Source organism: Verrucomicrobiota bacterium (assembly GCA_016871675.1).
Lineage (GTDB): Bacteria > Verrucomicrobiota > Verrucomicrobiia > Limisphaerales > VHCN01 > VHCN01.
Genome location: VHCN01000030.1, coordinates 1 through 16,613, shown reverse-complemented (window position 1 = coordinate 16,613; position 16,613 = coordinate 1). Strand labels below are relative to the sequence as shown.

Here is a 16,613-nt window from a genome sequence, read left to right as displayed (position 1 = left end):
TACTCGCGACATGCCCGCCGTCACGCTTCACCTGCGCCGCACGGGCGGGGGCGCGCCGCGGTTCGAGCGGCACGAAGTCGAGGTCGGCGGACAAGCCAGCGTGCTGGACGCGCTCCTCGCCGTGCAGCGCCAGTCCGCGCCGGACCTTGCGTTCCGCTACTCCTGCCGCGTCGGCATGTGCGGCTCGTGCGCGGTGGTCGTGAACGGCCGCGAACGCCTCGCCTGCGCCGCGCTCGTGCGGACCATCGGGAACGAACTCCGCGTCGAACCGCTCCGCAACCTGCCCGTCGTGCGCGACCTCGCGGCCGACATGACGCCGTTCTTCGATGCGTATCAACGCTCGCTCCCGCACTTCCACCCGCGCGCAGATTTGGAGGACTTCCATCGTCTGCCGCACGACTCCGCGGAGTGGCAGGCGCTCAACCACCAGCCACAGTGCATTGACTGCGGCGCGTGCTGGTCCGCTTGCTCGCTCGTCACGATGAACCCGCGTTACCTCGGGCCCATGGCGCTGAACCGCGCCCTCTCGCTGCTCGTGGACCCGCGCGACGGTGCGAAGCAGGAACGGCTCGCCCGAGTCGCGGGCGAGGACGGCGCGTTCCGCTGCCACACGCTCGGCAACTGCCGCGAGACGTGTCCGCGCGGCATCTCGCCCACGCAGTCCATCGAGCGGCTGAAGCGGCTGGCGCTCGGCGCCCAGGTGCGGCGCTGGCTGGCCAGATTGCTTGGCAAGGCGGCGGCGCAATGACGACCGACCTGCTCATCCTCGGCACCGGCGGCGCGGGGCTGATGGCCGCGCTGCACGCGCGCTGGCTCGACCCGTCGCTCGGCATCCTGCTTGTGAGCAAGGGACTGCTCGGCAAGTCCGGCTGCACGCGCATGGTGCAGGGCGGCTACAACGCCGTCCTCGACGCGCGCGACTCCGTGCAGGCGCACTTCGAGGACACCGTGCGCGGCGGCGGCTTCCTCAACGACCAGGAACTCGCGTGGACGCTTTGCGAGGACGCGCCGCGCGTCGTGCTCGAGCTGGAAAACAAAATCGGCTGCCTCTTCGACCGCGCGCCGGACGGCCGCATCCACCAAAAGGCCTTCGCGGCGCAGACCTTCGACCGCACCGTCCACGTCGGCGACCTGACCGGCATCGAAATCATGGCGCGCCTGCGCGACCAGGTGCTCGCGCTTGGAATCCCGTGTCTTGAAGAAACGCGCGCGCTCGAACTGCTCACCTCCGCCGGCGGGTCGCGCGTCTGTGGCGCGGTGCTGCTCGACCAGCGCAGCGGCGAGTTCATCGCGGTCCGCGCCAGGGCCGTGCTGCTCGCCACCGGCGCCGGGCCGCTCATGTATCAACGCGCCGCGTGCGCGCAGGAAAAGACCTGCGATGGCCTCGCAGCGGCTTTCCGCGCCGGCGCGCACCTGATGGACATGGAGATGGTGCAGTTCCACCCGACCGGGATGGTCGTGCCCGGCTCGCGGCTCAACGGCGCGCTGCTCGAGGAAGGCTTGCGCGGCGCGGGCGCGCATCTCTTCAACGGACGCGGCGAGCGCTTCATGGAGCGCGCGGATCCCGGGCGCAAGGAGCGCAGCACGCGCGACCGCGTGTCGCGCGAGTGCTTCACCGAGATTGCCGAGGGCCGCGGCACGGCGAACGGCGCGGTGTGGATTGACGTGGCGCATCTGGGCGCGGAGTTCGTCGAGACGAACTTCGCCGGGATGCGCGAGCGGTGCCTGCGCCTCGGCGTGGACCTCGCGCGCGAGCGCATCGAGGTCGCGCCGACGGCGCACTTCAACATGGGCGGCGTGCGCATCAACCGCGACGGCTTCACGAACCTCGCCGGACTGTTCGCCGCGGGCGAGGACGCCGCGGGCGTCCACGGCGCGAACCGGCTCGGCGGCAACGGCGTGGCTGAGAGCACGGTGTTCGGCGCGCGCGCGGGCGAAGCCGCGGCGCGGTGGGTGAAAGGTCAAAGCCACGGTGACATCGAAACCGCGCAGGTGGACGTGGCGGTTGCCGCCGCCGGGAAGATCCTCAATCCCCAATCCTCAATCCTCAATCGACAATCCGAAGGCCCCTTCGCGCTTCGCGATGAGCTCGGAAAGTTGATGTGGGAGAAGGCGGGCATCATCCGGAGCGGCGCCGGGTTGCGCGCGGCGCTCGAGGGACTTGCCGCGCTGCGAGCCCGTGTGGAGCAGCTCCGTGTGCCCGGCCCGCGCGCATTCAACCTCGCGTGGCAGCAGGCGCTCGACTTGCACAACCTGCTGACCGCCTCGGAACTGATCGCGCGAAGTGCATTGCTGCGCGAGGAAAGCCGCGGCGCGCACTACCGATCCGACTTCCCGCAATCGAATGACACGGCATGGTTGAAGAACATTGTCCTTTCGGCTGGCGCGGAAGGTCCACAAGTCGAGACAGCGCCGGTAAGGACCAGCAGGCTCGCTCCTCCTTGAAACGTGGAGCTAGCGCGCTGGGCCAACGGAAACCGTCACCGTGATAGGATCGTAGAATATCTTTGTCCCAGCCGGAACGACCGGCATCCCCCGGAGATACCCGGCGGCGATCACTTCATTAAGGTCGTTCGGCACCTTGTTCTTGGCCCGCTGAAATGCGTCGAGGGCGGCTTGAACCGGCGAAACGATGGCTGCCTCCTGCGCGGGGCTGAGTGCCACCCCGGACGCCGCGGCAGACGGCGTGGATGGCTCGGCGGCGGAACCCGGCTGCGCCGCCGCGGCCGGGGCCGCCTGTGACGGTTGGGGTGCGTGCCGGCCCGGTGGTTGGGCCACGACCGGTGGCGGCGTGGAAGTCGCCGGCTTGCCGCAACCGCCAAGGGCGATGCTGGCGGTTGCCACTACCATGGCGAACGAGTTCCTCATGGCGTCATGTCACTGGCCACCTGACACATCGCGGAGCTTCTGCCAGTCCTGCGCGGCAATCTGGACTGCGAACTGCACGTTGAGGAAATTGGGCGGATTGGGACCGATGCCCCATTTCTCAAAAAGCCCGACCTGTTGCAACTTGAAGATCTCCGCATGGCCGTCGGCGAAGTTCAGCGCATAAGCGCCACCGTGCCGGGCTGACGGGATGTCGAGCCACGTCCGGCTGCCGCCCATGTCCACGGCAAACCACGAGTCGTTGATTCCGTTGTCATGTTCGTCAATCAAAACCCAGACATTGGCGGGAGACGTCGCGCTGAAATCCGCCTCACGCCGGAACAGCGCGTACTGGCTGTTCTGGCCCCACGGGCCGGTGCCGGTGCCTCCGACGCGGACTTCGGACACCCAACTGTTCATCGAGTAGCTGCGGTTTCGGGGCTGGGTCGTGGTGGGTTCCGTGCGGCGATCGGCAGGGCACTTGTAGCTCTTCACGTTTCCGACGTGGCGATACAGGAGGCCGTCCTCGAGGCACTTGTTGGTGATCGAGTCGCGGAACGTTGTATAGGGCGGATACGGATTGGCCCGCGTGTCCCTCTGGTCGCCAAGGCTCCAAGCCAGCGTGTTGAGAGTGGAGGCCACCGTGCCGCCGGTCGCGTTGGTCAAGTTGTAATGGCCGTGGACATGCCGCTGGTCGTTGTCGCCGGAATACAACTGCCATGAAACCGCCATCTGCTTCATGTTGTTCAGGCAGGTGATGTTGCCCGCCTTCTGCTTCGCCTTCGCGAGCGCCGGGAGGAGCATCCCGGCCAGAATCGCGATGATGGCGATGACGACGAGCAATTCGATGAGCGTAAAGGCGGAGACGGCGATGGGTCGCCGCGTGGCGCATGACCGCGATGAATGGTTTTTAGCCTGCATAACGACTCAAACTTGGGTCTCCGTGGACTTTGCCGCCGCGGAATGCGTTCGCAAGTCCAAACTTGCGCCTGCGCTGTTTGCAGGAACACTTGAGTCGGAACTTGTCCTCTCCACCCGGCGTGAGCATCGCCGCTGTGTTCATTTGACCAGTCTCTGGTCGCTCCCTAAACTGCGCGCCCTGTTTATGAACGTGTTGATCTGCGACCCGATATCGCCGCGCGGCATCGCGGCTTTCCAGGCCCGGACTGAGTTCAAGGTCACCATCCTCGACAAGCGCCACTCCGAGGCGGAACTCCTCCCGGTCGTGGCGAAAATGGATGCCATCGTCGTCCGCTCCGAGACCAAGATCACCCGCAAGGTCGTCGAGGCGGCCACGCGGTTGCGCGTCGTCGGGCGCGCGGGCGTGGGCGTGGACAACGTGGACGTGGAGGCGGCGACCGAGCGTGGCATCGTGGTGATGAACACGCCGAGCGGCAACACGGTCTCCACCGCGGAACTGACGTTCGCGATGCTCATGTCGCTCGCGCGCAACATCCCGCAGGCGAACGCCTCGATGAAGGCCGGCGAGTGGAACCGCAAGGCCTACTCCGGCGTCGAACTGCACGGGAAGGTCCTCGCCATCCTCGGCATGGGACGCATCGGCACCGAGGTCGCCAAGCGGGCTCAGGCGTTCGGCATGCGCGTGCTCGCGTTCGATCCGTTCCTCTCGCTCGCCCGCGCGAAGGCGCTGCAGGTCGAGCTGTTCGAAAGCCTCGAGGAGGTTTACAAGCTCGCCGACTTCATCACCGTCCACATGCCGCTGACCGACCAGACCAAGGGCATGCTCGACGCGCGCGCCTTCTCGCTCATGAAGCGCGGCGTGAAGATTCTCAACTGCGCCCGCGGCGGGATCGTCAACGAGCGCGACCTGCTCGTCGCGATGGACATCAACCACGTCGCCGGCGCCGCGCTGGATGTTTACGAGGTGGAGCCGCTGCCCGCGGGTTCGCCGCTGCGGGCGCATCCAAACGTCGTCATGACGCCCCACCTCGGCGCGAGCACGGACGAGGCGCAGGAAAACGTCGGCATCGAGGTCGCCGAGGCGATCACCGATTACCTCGCCAACGGCGCGATCCGGAACGCGGTCAACATGCCAAACCTCGACGCGAAGACTTACGCTCACGTGAAACCCTATCTCGGCCTCGGCGAGAAACTCGGCCGCCTGCTCGGCCAGACGGCGCCCAACCGCTGCGACCGCATCGTGATCACCTACGGCGGCAAGGCAACGGAGGTGCCGGCCGACCCGATCTCGCGCTATGTCCTCAAAGGATTCCTCGAGCACGCGGGCGGCAAGGACGTCAACCAGGTCAACGTGCGCTCGCTCGCCACATCGCTCGGCCTGCTCGTCGAGGAAATCAAGTCCAACGAGGAATCGGATTACAACGAGTGGCTGCACGTGGCGGTCTTCGCGGGCGAACAGCGCTTCTCCGCGGGCGGCACGATCATCGGCTCGCGGCACCTGCCGCGCATCGTGCGGTTCAACAAGCAACCCGTCGAAATCGTCCCCGAGGGCGTCCTCTTCATCGTCTCCAACAAGGACCGGCCCGGCATCGTCGGCTTCATCGGCTCGCTCATGGCCAAATACAAGGTGAACATCGCCAACATGAGCCTCAACCGCGACACCGCCGGCGGGCAGGCGCTCACCGTGCTGAACCTGGACAGCCTGCCTCCCGCGGAACTCGTCGAGGAAGTCCGCAAGGACCCCGACATCACAAACGTTCGGGTTGTGAAACTGTAGCACAGCGCTACGCTCCGCGGTTGAAACATGAGCCCGACGAAACTTCTGGCCGCCGCGGCGATCCTCGCAGCCGCCGTGTCCACGGGCGCGGAGCCGCAAGCCAAGCCCGCGGAACCGAAGTCCAAACCCGTCTCGACCCTCGATCTGTTCCCCGACAAAGTCCTGGCCCGCTCGACCAACATCACCATCAAGGCGAGCAAGGTGGAGGAGGAATTCGCCGCGATGCGCTCGGCGATGGCGGCGCAGGGCAAGGTCATCCGCGAGGCCGAGCGCCTCACCTACGAGAAGCGCATCCTCGAGCACTTCATCGTCACCGAACTGCTGCTCATCAAGGCCGACGACGCGGACCGCGCGAAGGCCGGCGAGAAAGTCACGGCATTCCTCGATGAGATGCGCAAGCGCGTCGGCTCCGAGGAGGCGCTGCGGCGGCAGGTCGAGTCCACCGGCGCGATCTACGAAGTCTACAAGGGCAGGCTCCTCGAGACCGCCATCGCCAAGCAGGTGCTCACGCGCGACATCAAGGACAAGATTCAAATCACCACCGGGGCCGCGCAGAAATTCTACGACGACAACCCGTCGCGATTTGAAACGCCCGAGATGGTCCGCGCCAGCCACATCCTCATCAGCACCCGTGACCCCCAGAGCCAGCTCGACTTGAACGAGGCAAAGCGGGCGGAAAAGCGGCGCGTCGCCGAGGGATTGCTCGAGCGCGCACGCAAGGGCGAGGACTTCGCGAAACTGGTGAAGGACTTCAGCGACGACGCCCCCTCGAAGGACAAAGGCGGCGAGTATGTGTTTCCGCGCGGGATGATGGCCGCCGAATTCGAGGCCGCGGCGTTCACGCTGGGCGCGAACCAGGTCAGCGACCTCGTCACCACCAAGGTCGGCTTCCACATCATCAAGGTCGCCGAGCGCATCCCGGCCCGGAAAACCGCGTTCGACCGCGTGCAGGAGAACATCCGCGAGTTCCTCAGCCAGCAGGAGGCCGACAAGCAACTGCCCGCCTACGTGGAGAAACTCAAGAAGGCGGCGGGCGTCGAGTATCTGGATGAGCGCCTCAAGCCGTGAGACGGGGCACGACGCCCTGCGGGTGCTTGCGCTGGATTTCGGCGGCGCGGGTGCGGGCGGTTGATCGGACAGCCATTTGCTGGAGTGTGCGGACGGCTCAAAAGCACCGGCAAGCGGAAATGCTTCGGCCGAGAATGTGTTCGTCAACCCGGACGGCACCGCCTAAACAAGTCCCGCTTGTGCATTTGCTGTTCCTCAAGCCCAAACACATCGGTGACGCGCTACTGCTCACGCCCACACTGATGGCGGTGAGGGAGCGTTATCCTGCCGCGATGATTTGGGTGCTGGTGCGGCGCGGCACGGAATCCATCCTGGCGGGGTGTCCGGCCATCGATCGCATCGTGACCACGGCGGCACCGGAGGCAAAAAGACGCGGGCTGTCGGCGCTGCGGGACGATGTCAAGCTGGTGAGGGAGTTGCGGCGGCAACACTTTGATTATGCGTTTGAGTTTAGCGACAGCGATCGAGGGCGTTGGCTGGCGTGGTTGAGCGGGGCACGAGAACGCGTCGCCACCCGATTCTACGCAAGGATAAGCTGGCTCGCACGCCGGGCGATCACCCGTTTCTCAGACACTGACTGGCTGCAAGGCCACCGGGTGGAGAAGGATTTTACGCTGGTGCACGAGACGATCTCGTTGGGATCGCCGGTGCCGCCTTTGGCCTTCAGCCGGGAGCGGAGGGCGGAGTGGTCGCCAGCCGCCACGCCGGACGAGTTTGTGGTGCTGCATCCCGGGACGCGCTGGCAGCGCAAGCGGTGGCCGTTCGAGCGATGGGTTGAGTTGGGGCGGATGCTTCAGGCCCGGAACTTGAAGCTGGTGCTCAGCTCGGGGCCCGATGCGGAAGAACGCGAGGGGGCGCGGCGCTTGCAACAGGAACTGGGTCCCAGTGTGTTGAACACGGATGGGCAGACCACTTGGGCGCAACTGGCCGGGTTGCTGGGAAAAGCGCGTCTGTTCGTGGGCGTGGACACGGCGGCGATGCATCTGGCGGCAGCATGTCAGTGTCCAACGGTGGCGCTGTTCGGGCCGTCTGTGCTGCATTTTTGGCGGCCGTGGCGCGTGGCGCATCGGGTGGTGATGCCGGAGAGCGCGAACGAGGCCCAAGAAACGCCTGACTTTCTGAGCCGCGTGCCGAGTTTGAGCACCGATGGGGTGCCGACCGCAAAGGTTTACGCCGCGTGTCTGGAAATGCTGGCGTCGACGAGGAGTGAGGCCGCGATCCGATGATGCGATTCCTAAGCCTCAATTTCGGCGGAGCCCAGTGCGCGAGTTCGTGGTATCGCATCCACGCCTTCAAACCCACGCTGCAGGCCATGGGCTTGGCAGTGGAATGTGAGGAGGCAAACCAGTTCGAGCGATGGGACGATCTGGCGAAATACGATGGCGTCATCGTGCAAAAGAAACTGTTCAACGTATCGCGAGTGCGTGCGATCCGGCGGCAGGCGCGACGCCTCATCTATGATGTGGATGACGCCATCTGGCTTCCGCATCAACGCCGCCACCACTGGTTCACCCGCTGGCGGACGAACCGCCGTTTGAAGCACATCGTTTCAGCGGCGGACCTGTGCCTTACGGCCAATGAGGTGCTGGCTCAACATCTGCGCCCTTGGTCGAGGCGGCTCGAAATTTTCCCCATGGCCTTGGATGGACAATTGTGGCAGCCGCGCCAGCGGCCGGCGGATGACTTGGTGCGCCTCGGCTGGTCCGGGGCACCTGCGAACCTACGCTATCTCGAAGCGATTGAACCTGCGTTGGCGAAGTTGATGGAGCGGCATTCCCAAGCCCGGCTCGTGGTGCTCTGCGGTGAACGCCCGCGTTTCGCGCGGTTGGAGTTCGAGCATGTGCCGTGGCAGCCAGGTGCGGAGCAGGGCGCGGTCGCTGGTTTTGATATTGGCCTCCTGCCGTTGGAAGATTCTCCATTCGCCGCTGGCAAATCACCCATCAAGGGGCTGCAATATCTTGCCTGCGGCCTGCCTGTCGTGGCGACTCCGTTGGAGGCTACTCGAGGACTATTCGCCGGGAGTTCCGCTGCGGCCTTTGCCACGCGACAGGACGAGTGGGTGATGGAACTCAGTGCGCTGTTGAGCGATGCCGAACTGCGCAAGCAACGGGGCCATGCGGGACGCGCGCATTTCGAGGCTCGGTATGATCTAGCGCGGCAGGCACACGTGCTCCACCGCTTGATGACCACGTTGCCGGCGGCTCTTGAACCAAGCGCATGATCCAGCGTTACCCCCGCCTTGGACGCAATGCTCCGGCCACTGCGCCGCTACCAGTGGAATGGTTCGGGGAAAACCGCCGGCACGCGTTTTTGTTTCCAGCCTCCAGACCAGCATTGCGGCGCAGGGGGCAATTGTAGTCAATTTGCGCCGGATTTTATCGGATGAAGACGCACTCCTCGCCGCTATCGCAATGGCCGCTGCACAAGCGGATCTTGTTACCATTCCAATCCCGCCTCCGCCGCGCGCATCGCTTGTTCCGTTCGTTCCCAGCCTGCCCTTACCAGAACTTTCTGGATGTGGGCGCTTACGAAGGCGAATTCACGGATAGCTTGCTGGCTTACTTCGCCCCCCAGCACATCTGGCTCGTGGAGGCGGATCCTGATCAAGCTGCGGCGTTGCAGAAAAAGTTCGCGGCTCAACCGTGTTGCCACGTCATCGCGGCGGCGGTGGCGGACCGGTCCGGCACGGCGGAGTTCCGCGTGAACGAACACCGGCCTTCGAGTTCGATCGTGCCCATCGCCGCGCAGACGGAGGGAATTTCCAAAAAATCCATGGCTGAATCGCGCACGGTGCGCGTGCCGGCCCTGTCACTGGATGACCTGTTCCAACAGCACCAGTTGCCGGTGATTGACCTGATGAAGGTGGACATCCAAGGCGCGGAGCGGCTGTTGATCGCCGGCGGCCAGCGGGCACTGACACAGGTGCGACAGATCTTCGTCGAGGTGTGGTTCGAGGAATGTTATCGCGGCGCGGCGCTCTTCCCCGAGCTGCACAATCTGCTCACGCCGCTGGGTTTCAAACTCCGCTCCTTCCACGAGTTCCGCAAAGGGCCGGACGGAAACTTGGTCTACACGAACGCCCTCTACGTGCAGCCGGGCTTACTGGCGCGCGGCTGAACGGTCGGCAGCACGGGCTTGCTCGCACTCCCACTCGTAGTAGGCGATGGGGTCGGTGAAGCGCCACTCGGGATCGTGCTTGAGGCGGCCGCGAATGAGATGCTTCATCGTGCGGGTCAGCCGGGGCAGTCCCAATGCGCGTGCAAGTTTCTTGCGCGCGAGGCTGGAGTTGGATGGCACCTTGAGCCGCTGCGCCGCGATGGCCGCCCGCACGGATTCCTGCACCATCGCGGGCTGCTCGGCCAAGGCCCGTTTCCACTCGGCCAGTTCCGGAGCCATGTCCACGCCTGCGGCCATCGGGCCGAGCAAAGCGCCGAAACATTCCACGAAATATTTGGTCCAGTTGAGTTCGTGGCGCATGAGCCGCCCCCCCACCTTCCCGCGCAGCCGTTGGAAGTCGTTGAATATAGAGCCGGGCACGTTCACACATTTCACCGGCACATGGTCGTAGGTGTCCCCCTGTCCGCCGGGTAGTTGCTTGAGGAACTGCTGTCCGGTTGAGCCCTTGTGGGTAACGCTGCGCCCGTTGCTGTGCTTGCTGGAAACATACAAAACCAGTGACGACTGGATCACGCACACGCGGTCTGTCTCGTTGAGCAGCAGGAGGCCAAGCACAACATCCGGCGACACGGGGTGGAACAGGCGCCCCATTGGCCCGGTCTTGATCCGATCGAGCACGGAGCGGCGCAGGCACGCAAGTTGTGGCAGAGGTAGCGTGTTTTTGTAGCTTTGCCGCAGGTCTCCCAGGAAGCCAGCGAGCAAGGCATCCGAGCTGACCATCGCCACGGAGCCGTCGCCTTTGCCACGGCGGATCCGTGCCGGGACCAGTTCGTCGTCGAAGCTGTCGCTCGTCCATCGCAGCACCTCGGGTTGGAAGCGATCGATGTGCCCCAGCAGTTGCGCGAGGGCCGTGCATTTTAGCATCTGCTTGTCTTCAAGGATGAGCAGGTATTCCCCGGTCGCTTCGGCGGCTCCGCGCTCCCAGTTGTCCTGCATGTTCAGGCCGCCGGTGCGGACATAGCGGAGCCGGGGATCGCCAAAGGTTTGCACCGCAAGGCGTGTGGCATCTCCGTCATCGTTGTCGGTGGCGATCAGTTCAAAGTCTGCAAACGTCTGGGCCAGCACGCTGCGGATGGCGTGACCGACCAGAAAGCTGCGGCCTTTGGTCGGCAGCACGATGCTGAAGCGAGGGGTGCGCATGGTCGCTACTTCATGCCCGGCGCAGCCACGCGCTCGGCCAATGGGTGATGTTCCGTGATAGGCTGCTCTCGTTGAAGGGCCAGGCTGGCTGTTCCAGCACGAATTCAGGATGGTGCCGGGCAAACTCTTGGGCCGCTGCCGCCGGGTTGTTGAAGTCCCAGTCGGCTTGACCCCGAGGCACATCGGTCAAGTCTTTCATGATGCCGTCGGTCGCCACGATGTAGGAGCCTGGCCCGACCAGTCTGTGATACGCTTCCAACTCGTCCAGCACATGTTGCCGGGTGTGGTTCGAATCCAAAAGCACGAGCACGCGTTCCCCCGGGCGAATGTGCGACTTGGCCGTGGCCACAATTTCCGGCGCCGTCGAACTCCCTTCAATCAGCGTGATTAGGGCAGCCAGCTCGTGGGCCTCAATGGCCTGCCGGTTATGGGGACGGATTTCGATGTCGATTCCGATCACCCGCCCATGCCCCAAGGCTTTGCAGAGGGACGCGTAGAAGATCAACGAGCCGCCATGCGCGACGCCGGTTTCCAAGATCACATCTGGCTTCACGCGGTGGATTACTTCTTGCGTGCGCACCATGTCCTCCGGCAACTGGATGATGGGCCGACCAAGCCAGGAGAACGTGTAGGGGTAGCGCTGGTTCCAGCCAACTTTCACCCATTGCTCGGCCAGTAGATCGAACGCGCGGTCGGAGTAGAGCGGCAGTTGCTCTCGACTCGTCGCGGTCTCGCAAACGAGGGTTTTCTGCTCGGTGTCGATAGTTAGCTTCATATTCTAGTGGGTCTGGATGTGGCTGGAGTAGCCGCGCGGTCGCAATACGGCCCGAATCTCCCGGACGGAGTTGGAGTTGGCAATGACGATGAGGCCCAGGCACAGCAGGCGTGGGTCCGTGGCGATACAATGGGACATGGCATCATTTCCAACTCACCTCTACCAGCCGACGCAGTCCGGCTTCAAGCGCCACCTGCGGCCGCCAGCCCAGCGCGTGCAAGCGTCCGGCATCGGCCACGACGTAATCCAGCGAATTCGCTGGGGCGTTGGTGGGCGGCTGAACCAAGTCTGCCCGGCCGAGCAAATGCCCGAGCTTTTGCGCCACCGTGTCCACCGTTACCCCCACGCCAGTGCCCACGTTGATCGCGCCGCAGTAACGCCGCTCCAGCACCGTTAGCAACGCTGTCGCCACGTCGTCCACATGGATGTAATCCTTCGTGCTGTGCGGTGTTTTCAACTGGACCGGTTCCCCCCGTCGAAGTTTGGCGATCAGCGAGCTGGCCAAGCGGGCCGGATGTTCTCCCGCGCCGTAGGGATAAAAAATTCTCGCCCACGCAAGCCCGAGGTCAGCCAACCGCGCATCCTGCCGCCAGGCCGCCAACTGCACGTGTAGCTCGCACTTGCTGCGCGCATAACCCGACAGCGGCTGCAGCGGCGTTGTGTCTTCCCTCAACCGCTGGCCGGTAATCTGATACTCAATCCCGGTTCCCAACACCGTGATATGGCGCACCCCGAGGGCGGGTAGCTCATTGAGAAAAGCCAGGCTCCAGCGCACCCAGTCGGCATTCTCGGGTGATTCCAAATAAAGCCCCGGGGTGGCGATCCATGCGGCATGCACGCAGGCATCGGGAGCAAAGTTACGGATGGCCGTCCAAGGCGGTTGCTCCACCGAGCCGAGCAACTGTTCCGCCGCGCTCCCCTGACGTGGGAACCGGGTCAGCACGGCCACCGAGTGGCCAGCAGCCGTGGCGGCCCGCACACAGGCCGACCCGAGAAATCCGCTTCCGCCAGTGACAATAATCCGCATGGCGCTTCAACGCAGGTCCGCCAACAGGGGCAGACCACGATCACGCTCCGACAGGTAGGCTGCGGCCACGGGCCAAGCGATACCGGCTGCCGGATCATTCCACCGCACCCCGCAGCCGCTCGCCGGGTGATACTCGCCGGCAATCTGGTAGAAGACCTCCGTGTCGTCCGCAAGGGTCTGAAAGCCGTGCGCGCAGCCTTTGGGGATGTAGAGCGCGCGGCCGTTGTCCGGGGTCAGTTCCACGCCCACCCATTGCCGGAATGTCGCCGAGCCCGGGCGCACGTCTAGCGCCACGTCGAACATCGCGCCGCGCACGCAGCGCACCAGCTTGGCCTCCTCGTGCGGCGCGGCCTGCCAGTGCATGCCGCGCAGCGTCCCACGCTGTCGGTTGAAGGAGGCGCTGCATTGCGAGAGGTCCGGGTTTAGGCCGCGCTTTCGGAACTCCTCGGCGCACCACGTTCGCGCGAACCAGCCTCGGTCGTCTTCATGGCGTTCCATGTCCACAATCCAGACGCCCGCGATTTTTGTCGGCGTGAACTTCATGCCGCACTCCGCGCTTGAACCACGAATAGACACGAAGGAACTCGAATTTCGAAAGCCCCCTCACCCCGGCCCTCTCCCCCAATGGGGGCGAGGGAGAAAAAGCTGGGGACCGCCAGACGAGATAGGAAACGACTCATACCGTCCGCACCTTGGAAATGGGGATGGTGAACTTGCCGCCGCGCTCCCGGTAAGCGCGCTGCTGTTCGAGTATCTCGTCCGCGAAATTCCAAGTGAGCAACAGCGTGTGGTCGGGTTGACGCTTGGCCAATTCCTCCGGACCGACAATCGGTAGATGTGTGCCGGGCGTGAGGCGGCCCTGCTTGTGCGTGCTGCGGTCGGCCACGAAATCCAGCGTCTCGCGGCCCAGCCCGCAGTAGTTCAGGAGCGTGCTGCCCTTCGCCGAAGCGCCATAGGCCGCGAGGGTCTGGCCCTGTCGCTTCAGTTCGGAGAGCTTCGCGATCAAGTCCTCGCGCAGTCGGCGGACTTGCTCGGCGAAGCCGCGATAGAACGCCGGCTGGTCTACGCCCTTCGCGCGCTCCTCCGCCAGCAGCGCGGCCACGCTGGGCCGCACCGGCTGCGCGCCCGCATGCCCGGCGAAGAGCCGCAGCGAGCCGCCATGAATGGGCAAACGCTCGACATGGAAAATCTCCAGCCCGTGCCGACGGAAGAGCGGCATCAGCGGCGTAAGCGTGAAGTAGAAGACGTGCTCGTGGTAGATCGTGTCGAACTCCGTCTTCTCGACCAACTCGACGCCGTAGGGAAACTCCAGCACCACGCGTCCGCCGGGCGCGAGCAGCTCGTGCAAGCCGGCTGTGAAGTCGTTGATGCCCGGCGCGTGGGCGAAGACGTTGTTGCCGAGAATCAGGTCCGCCTGCCGCCGCTCCGTGCCCAGCCGTTGCGCCAGCTTCAGGCCGAAGAACTCGGTCCATGTCTCGATGCCTTTTTCGCGCGCAACTTTCGCGATGTTCGCCGCCGGTTCGATGCCCAGGCACGGCACGCCCGCACGCGAGAAGTTCTGGAGAAGGTAGCCGTCGTTACTTGCCACCTCGACCACGAAGCTGTCCGGCCCAAGCTGGAACTCGGCGAGGTAGCGCTCCGCCGCCGTTCGCGCATGGCGGAGCATCGTGTCAGAGAACGAGGAGAAATAGAGATACTCGGTGAACATTTCGACCGGCGGCACGAGGTCGGTGATCTGGAGCAGCCAGCAATCCGGGCAGATGAACACGCGCAGCGGGAAGCGAGGCTCCGGCTTGCCGAGGTCCTCCGGGCGCAGGAGGTTGTTCGCCAGCGGCTGCAGGCCGAGGTCGAGCACGAGTTCGCCGCGGGTTGAGCCGCAGGCACGGCATGTGAAGGCGGTCATTAAATCCATTTTAGCTCTTCGTTAAGGCGGGAGGCAGCGACATGCGCTCGCAGGGTATGGAGGCGAATGAGGGATGATTGACGGAAGTCAGAGTCGCTAAAACCCATGGCTTCCAGTCCAATTTTGAGCCCAACAACGGCTGACGCCAAGGTGAACTTAGGCTGATGAGCGGGTGCCAACGAACGAAACTTCGCAAAAGCAACCCTGTAACTCCGACGATCCGGCACCGCCGTAGCGTTCACCAAGACAGCCACATCCGAGAAGGCTCCCGCAACTGCATCTGCCAGATCTTTGACTTGGTAGTTCCATTCATCTGAGCCGACGTTCACCACAACAGCAGGCCCGCCGTTGTCTGATTTTCGGTTGACCGCCCACTCAATGGCCCTGGCCATATCCTCCACATGAATGAGTGGTCGCCATGGCGTGCCATCGCTCAGAATGTTGATCTTCTTCGTGGCAATGGCCGAAGCAACGAAGTCATTGAGGACTAGGTCGAGCCGAAGGCGATCACTCCAACCGCAGGCAGTTGCAAAGCGCAAGCAGCTGACATTGAAAGTAGAGTCTGCCAGTGGAATGAGGTCGCACTCTGTCGACACCTTGCTGCGTGCGTAAGCGGTAAGGGGGTCGAGCGGGGAGCTCTCTGTGCGAGCACCATCTGCGGCAAAGCCGTAAACACTGCAACTGGACGCGAAGACGAAAGACTCGACGCCTGCCGCCTTGGCCGCCTTGGCCAGACGAATTCCAGCAAGATGATTGATGTGCTCTGTTACGGCTCCGAACTGGTTCCCCATCGGATCGTTTGATATGGCAGCCAGATTGACCACCGCTTGCACGCCCTCGAGGATTTCGGCGGGAAATGTGCGAAGATCGCCGAAAATCTGGCGATCCAAGCGGCATTCAGGGAGGAATGAGGCCCCGGTTAGACTATGAGCGAAATAGCCGGTGTCGAAGCCTATCAGCTCGGCAGCCGGCCAGACTTTCCTCAAATGGCGGACCACCACAGGCCCGATGTAACCAAGGTTACCAGTAATCAAAATGCGCATATTTAGTGAGTTTTTGTGATATCTAGGCGTGTCTTGAAGCCGGTGTGGCCGGTGACGAACACCCGCCGGTCGGCGTAGTGGTTGAGGAACGGGGCACTCACCAGACTTTCCATGGAGCCTGACCGGCGTTGAACATTTTGTCGAGCATCTGCTGCTCGCGGTAGGTGTCCATGCACTGCCAAAAGCCCTGATGCTGATAGGCCTGCAAGTTGCCCTCGCGCGCCAGTCGTTCCAAGGGAGCGCGTTCGAACACGCAGGCGTCGTTGTCCAAATATTCGCCTACGCGGCGGTTAAGCACAAAGAAACCGCCGTTGATGAAGGCGCTTTCCTGCTCCGGCTTCTCATTGAAGCCAGTGATGGTGTGCCCGTCCATCGCCAGTTCACCGAAGCGGCCCGAGGGTCGAACCGCCGTGACAGTAGCCAGTTTTCCGTGCTGCTGGTGGAAGCGGATGGAAGCGCTGATGTCGCTGTCCGTCAGGCCGTCGCCATAGGTAAGTAGGAAGGTGTCGTCCGGGACATGGTCGATCGCTCGGCGCAGGCGGCCGCCGGTCTGTGTCTCCGCGCCGGTGTCGAGCAAGGTGACCGTCCAGTCCTCCTCGTCGTGCGTGTTGTGATAGGTGATCTGCGGGTTGCGGCCGAGCTTGAGCGTCACGTCGCTGGTGTTCCAATGGTAGTTGCGGAAGTAGTCCTTGATGACCTCGCCCTTGTAGCCAAGGCAGAGGATGAAGTCCCGGTGCCCGTGGTGAGCGTAGAGCTTCATGATGTGCCAGAGGATAGGCCGACCCCCGACGGGCACCATGGGCTTGGGCCGGTATTCGGTTTCCTCACGCAGCCGCGTGCCGAGACCGCCGCACAAAATAACCACTTTCATTCGTCTTCGTTTGCTTGAGGTTGTTTAGATGCATGCCAATCTTATA

Annotated in this window: 15 protein-coding genes; 7 read left to right on the top strand and 8 right to left on the bottom strand. The window is 63.9% G+C overall.

The window, feature by feature from the left end:
- The first annotated feature begins 10 nt into the window (after positions 1 to 10).
- Positions 11 to 748 carry a succinate dehydrogenase/fumarate reductase iron-sulfur subunit gene (locus tag FJ386_08330; protein MBM3876708.1) on the top strand — a complete coding sequence of 246 codons (738 nt, stop codon included), beginning with the start codon at positions 11 to 13 and terminating at the stop codon, positions 746 to 748.
- A complete protein-coding gene (locus FJ386_08325) occupies positions 745 to 2,445 on the top strand; it encodes an FAD-binding protein (protein MBM3876707.1) in 1,701 nt (566 codons plus the stop codon). Before FJ386_08330 ends, FJ386_08325 begins: the two co-directional genes overlap by 4 nt.
- 432 nt (positions 2,446 to 2,877) lie before the next feature.
- On the opposite strand, the gene FJ386_08320 is transcribed toward FJ386_08325, so the two are convergent.
- Positions 2,878 to 3,786, bottom strand: a complete 909-nt coding sequence (locus tag FJ386_08320; protein ID MBM3876706.1) for a type II secretion system protein — start codon at positions 3,784 to 3,786, stop codon at positions 2,878 to 2,880.
- Positions 3,787 to 3,970: 184 nt separating this feature from the next.
- Here FJ386_08320 and FJ386_08315 point away from each other — a divergent pair, with 184 nt between their 5' ends.
- From FJ386_08315 to FJ386_08295, 5 genes are all read left to right on the top strand, one after another.
- Complete coding sequence (locus tag FJ386_08315; protein ID MBM3876705.1) at positions 3,971 to 5,563, top strand: phosphoglycerate dehydrogenase; 1,593 nt, start codon at positions 3,971 to 3,973, stop codon at positions 5,561 to 5,563.
- Between the two features lie 27 nt (positions 5,564 to 5,590).
- Positions 5,591 to 6,631, top strand: a complete 1,041-nt coding sequence (locus FJ386_08310) for a hypothetical protein (protein MBM3876704.1) — start codon at positions 5,591 to 5,593, stop codon at positions 6,629 to 6,631.
- 119 nt (positions 6,632 to 6,750) lie between these two features.
- Positions 6,751 to 7,857 (top strand): putative lipopolysaccharide heptosyltransferase III, encoded by a 1,107-nt coding sequence (gene rfaQ / locus FJ386_08305; GenBank protein ID MBM3876703.1) that lies wholly within the window; start codon positions 6,751 to 6,753, stop codon positions 7,855 to 7,857.
- Entirely contained in the window at positions 7,854 to 8,852 is a 999-nt protein-coding gene (locus tag FJ386_08300; GenBank protein MBM3876702.1) for a glycosyltransferase family 4 protein, read from the top strand. The genes rfaQ and FJ386_08300 overlap by 4 nt, the downstream gene beginning before the upstream one ends.
- A 161-nt stretch (positions 8,853 to 9,013) precedes the next feature.
- Complete coding sequence (locus FJ386_08295; GenBank protein MBM3876701.1) at positions 9,014 to 9,748, top strand: FkbM family methyltransferase; 735 nt, start codon at positions 9,014 to 9,016, stop codon at positions 9,746 to 9,748.
- On the opposite strand, the gene FJ386_08290 is transcribed toward FJ386_08295, so the two are convergent.
- The 7 genes from FJ386_08290 to rfbF form a co-directional block, all read right to left on the bottom strand.
- A complete protein-coding gene (locus tag FJ386_08290) occupies positions 9,731 to 10,948 on the bottom strand; it encodes a glycosyltransferase family 2 protein (protein ID MBM3876700.1) in 1,218 nt (405 codons plus the stop codon). The two genes, FJ386_08295 and FJ386_08290, sit on opposite strands and share 18 nt — an antisense overlap.
- Before the next feature lie 10 nt (positions 10,949 to 10,958).
- Positions 10,959 to 11,723, bottom strand: a complete 765-nt coding sequence (locus tag FJ386_08285) for a hydroxylase (protein MBM3876699.1) — start codon at positions 11,721 to 11,723, stop codon at positions 10,959 to 10,961.
- A 142-nt stretch (positions 11,724 to 11,865) separates the two neighbouring features.
- The gene (locus FJ386_08280) at positions 11,866 to 12,750 is read right to left on the bottom strand and encodes an NAD(P)-dependent oxidoreductase (protein MBM3876698.1); all 885 of its coding nucleotides are present in this window, start codon (positions 12,748 to 12,750) and stop codon (positions 11,866 to 11,868) included.
- A gap of 6 nt (positions 12,751 to 12,756) precedes the next feature.
- Entirely contained in the window at positions 12,757 to 13,293 is a 537-nt protein-coding gene (gene rfbC / locus FJ386_08275; protein MBM3876697.1) for a dTDP-4-dehydrorhamnose 3,5-epimerase, read from the bottom strand.
- A gap of 133 nt (positions 13,294 to 13,426) precedes the next feature.
- Positions 13,427 to 14,653, bottom strand: coding sequence for a class I SAM-dependent methyltransferase (locus tag FJ386_08270; GenBank protein MBM3876696.1), 1,227 nt, complete (start codon positions 14,651 to 14,653; stop codon positions 13,427 to 13,429).
- Entirely contained in the window at positions 14,653 to 15,696 is a 1,044-nt protein-coding gene (locus FJ386_08265) for an SDR family oxidoreductase (protein MBM3876695.1), read from the bottom strand. The genes FJ386_08270 and FJ386_08265 overlap by 1 nt, the downstream gene beginning before the upstream one ends.
- Before the next feature lie 97 nt (positions 15,697 to 15,793).
- Positions 15,794 to 16,567: a glucose-1-phosphate cytidylyltransferase gene (gene rfbF, locus FJ386_08260; GenBank protein MBM3876694.1), complete on the bottom strand. Its 774-nt coding sequence runs from the start codon at positions 16,565 to 16,567 to the stop codon at positions 15,794 to 15,796.
- Positions 16,568 to 16,613: the final 46 nt, after the last annotated feature.